We start from the raw sequence: 3,520 nt of genomic DNA, 5'->3' as shown, positions 1-3,520 counted from the left end.
CGGTAAGGAGAGCAATCGGCCTTTTATATTGACTTGGTTACCGAGAGTAAGTATTTATCGAAAGGTTTGACTAATTCATCTGCAGGGGGCTCGGTTGGGATATAGGAACCTTCAATCTTGTGTAGCCGATCTTGAACGCACCGGCGCCTTGATAAGAATAGACCAGGAAGTCTCCGGCAACCTGGAGATAGGCTCGATCCAGCGACGTGTCTACCAGGCCGGGGGACCGGCTCTCCTCTTCACCAGGGTGAAGGGATGCTCTTTCCCGATGCTGGGCAACCTCTTCGGCACCCTGGAGCGAACCAGGTATATCTTCCGGGACACCCTGAAGGCCGTCGAACGCCTGGTGCAGCTGAAGATAGACCCCAGGTCGCTGCTGAAGGAACCGGCCTCGCTCTTCACCGCTGTGCCCGCCGCCTGGCACCTCTTGCCCAAGACCGTTGAGGATGGACCTGTCCTGGGTAACAGGACCACCATCGAAAAACTCCCCCAGCTGAAATCGTGGCCCGATGACGGCGGGGCTTTCATCACGTTGCCGCAGGTCTACTCGGAGAGCGTCCTTCACCCGGGGCTGCGTCATGCGAACCTCGGGATGTACCGCGTGCAGCTCTCCGGCGGACAGTACGCACCTAACGCCGAGGTCGGCGTCCACTACCAGATCCACCGCGGGATCGGATTCCACCACGCGGAGGCTCTGGATCGGGGGGCTCCCTTCAAGGTCAACATCTTCGTCGGGGGAGCTCCGGCCATGACGGTAGCCGCGGTGATGCCCCTTCCGGAGGGGATGCCCGAGATCTCCTTCGCCGGGCTCCTGGCCGGTCATCGCATCGAGATGGTCACGCGCCCTGATTCGCTGCCGATTCCGGCCGAGGCGGATTTCTGCATCACCGGGACTATCGATCCGCAAAGGACGCTGCCCGAGGGGCCGTTCGGCGACCATTTCGGTTATTACAGCCTGGCTCACGATTTCCCGGTGCTGAAGGTCGAGGAGGTCTTTCATCGTGACGGCGCAATCTGGCCCTTCACCACGGTAGGGCGGCCGCCGCAGGAGGATACCTCCTTCGGGGCCTTCATTCATGAGCTGACCGGCCCTCTTATTCCGACAGTGGTCCCCGGGGTCCGTGCCGTGCATGCAGTCGATGCGGCCGGCGTTCATCCGCTCCTTTTGGCGGTGGGGAGCGAGCGTTATGTCCCGTACGGGGAGCGGCGGACGCCGCAGGAGCTCCTGACCATCGCCAATGCCATCCTGGGTCAGGGGCAGCTCTCGCTTGCCAAGTACCTGATGATCGCTTCCCATGAGGATGCGCCGCAGCTGGACATTCATGATATTCCCGCCTTCTTGGGGCACGTGCTGGAGCGGATCGATTTCCGCCGCGACCTGCATTTCCAGACCGCCACGACTATGGATACCCTCGACTATTCGGGTGGCGCCCTCAACAGCGGCTCCAAAGTTGTTTTTGCCGCCATCGGAGAAAAGCGCCGGACGCTCGGTACGGAGATCCCCTCGCAGTTCAGGCTGCCGGATGGCTTCTCCGCCCCCGCGGTCTGCCTCCCCGGCATCGTCGCGGTGCAGGGCCCGCCCTGCCTGGTCCGCAAGGGAGAGGCCGACCCGCAGATGGAGAGCCTTTGCCGGTGCCTGGAAGGGGTGGGAGCCCTGGACTCTCTGCCGCTGATAGTTGTCTGTGATGACAGCAGGTTTGCCGCGGCCACCCTCAACAATTTCCTCTGGGTGACCTTCACCCGCTCCGATCCGGCAGCCGACATCTACGGCGTCGGCGCGTCCATGAGCTGCAAGCAGTGGGGGTGCGAAGGACCGCTGATCATCGACGCGCGTGTCAAGCCGCACCATGCGCCGCCTCTGATCGAGGATCCGGCCGTGGAGCGCAGGGTTGATCGGCTTGCCGCCCCCGGTGGCCCGCTGCACGGGCTGTATTGAGTACAGAATTGGGGGCGAATCATCATTCGCCCGCAGATTTATGAGAAACGAGAGGTCGTAGTGGCAAAAGAGAGGCTCGACAAGCTCGTCATGGAGCGGGGGCTGGCTCCTTCACGGGAGCGGGCGAAGGCATTGATCATGGCGGGGCAGGTAGTGGTGGGAGATCACCTGGCGGACAAGGCGGGGCTGATGGTGGACGTCGAGGCGGAGATCCGCCTGAAGGGCGAGCCTCTGCCTTACGTCAGCCGCGGAGGACTCAAACTCGCCAAGGGGCTCGATGCCTTCGCACTAAATGTCGAAGGACTTCTGGCCATGGATGTCGGTGCCTCCACTGGCGGATTCACCGACTGCCTGCTGCAGAGGGGCGCTCGCGGGGTGATCGCCGTCGATGTCGGCTACGGCCAGCTGGCCTGGAAGCTGCGCGAGGACCCGAGGGTCGTGAACCTCGAGAAGACCAATATCCGTTATCTGGAACCGGAGGGGCTTCCTGAAGTCCCCGACATCGCGGTTATAGATGCCTCTTTCATTTCGCTCGATAAGGTGCTTCCCCAGACGCTTCGCCTGATCAAGGACGGCGGGACCATCGTCGCCCTGATCAAGCCGCAGTTCGAGGTGGGACGCGGGCAGGTGGGGAAGGGGGGCGTGGTGCGGGACGAGAAGAAGCACCAGGAAGTGGTGGCCTCCATCACGGCGCTTGCCGAGACCCTCGGGCTCCTGGTACTGGATGTCTGTGAATCTCCCATCCTCGGACCAAAGGGGAACAAGGAATTTCTGATCCATCTTCGGAAAAAAGTTGTAGACTAGCTAGCTGTTGGCAAGGACAAGGGGCGGGCTTCGGGCAGTGCCGAAGGTTTCCCGCACTCCCTTGCCTCCTCCCTCCAGGGGGAATTTGATTATGAGTCGTAAAGATCATTAAAGGAGGGGTTATATGTCTGACTGTCTGTTCTGCAAAATGGCGGATGGCACCATCCCGGTCAGGAAGGTTTACGAGGATGATGCCCTCTTTGCCATCGAGGACATCAATCCTGTGGCGCCGATCCATATCCTGATCATTCCGAAGAAGCACGTGGCGAACGCCTTGGAGTTGTCGCCGGAGAACGATCAGCTGATCGGAAGCGTTCACCGCGTGGCGGCGTCGCTTGCCCGTGAGCGCGGAGTGGCGGAGGATGGCTTCCGCCTGGTAAACAACACCAATCACAATGCCGGCCAATCGGTGTTCCATATTCACTTTCACCTCCTCGCCGGTCGCAAGTTCGCCTGGCCTCCAGGGTAGAACTCCCTCTCCCTCCGGGCGGGGGGGTGGTGAGGGCTTGCGGCACCCGCGGAGAGGGAGCATCCTCGTCCAGGCTCGGCAGGCTTCGCCTGAGGTTATCTACGTCGTGTACCGGTACTTTCACAGCAGCTGATGTTCCTTTGGAAGGAGAAAGAAATGAAGAAACTGCTTTTCGCGTTGCTCCTGCTTTACCCGCTGTCAGCCTTGGCCCAGACCTATGAATGGACCGATAAGCAAGGCGCGGTCCATTTCACCGACGACCTCGGGAAGGTTCCCGGCAAATACCGGAAAAAGGTCAAGGTACTGGGGGG

The 3,520-nt window shown here is 61.1% G+C and carries 4 protein-coding genes; all 4 read left to right on the top strand.

Annotated features, from left to right (window positions below):
- Nucleotides 1-94: 94 nt before the first annotated feature.
- Complete coding sequence (locus AC11W3_RS09435) at nucleotides 95-1,936, top strand: UbiD family decarboxylase (protein WP_484088523.1); 1,842 nt, start codon at nucleotides 95-97, stop codon at nucleotides 1,934-1,936.
- 60 nt (nucleotides 1,937-1,996) lie between these two features.
- Nucleotides 1,997-2,740, top strand: coding sequence for a TlyA family RNA methyltransferase (locus AC11W3_RS09430; protein WP_484088524.1), 744 nt, complete (start codon nucleotides 1,997-1,999; stop codon nucleotides 2,738-2,740).
- Between the two features lie 124 nt (nucleotides 2,741-2,864).
- On the top strand, nucleotides 2,865-3,209 hold the full coding sequence (locus AC11W3_RS09425; protein WP_484088525.1) for a histidine triad nucleotide-binding protein: 345 nt from the start codon (nucleotides 2,865-2,867) through the stop codon (nucleotides 3,207-3,209).
- A gap of 132 nt (nucleotides 3,210-3,341) precedes the next feature.
- Nucleotides 3,342-3,520, top strand: a 179-nt coding sequence (locus AC11W3_RS09420; RefSeq protein ID WP_484092909.1) for a DUF4124 domain-containing protein, incomplete at its 3' end; no start/stop codon positions are given.

Source organism: Geomonas sp. (assembly GCF_056994735.1).
This window is presented reverse-complemented; position numbering and strand designations above follow the sequence as displayed.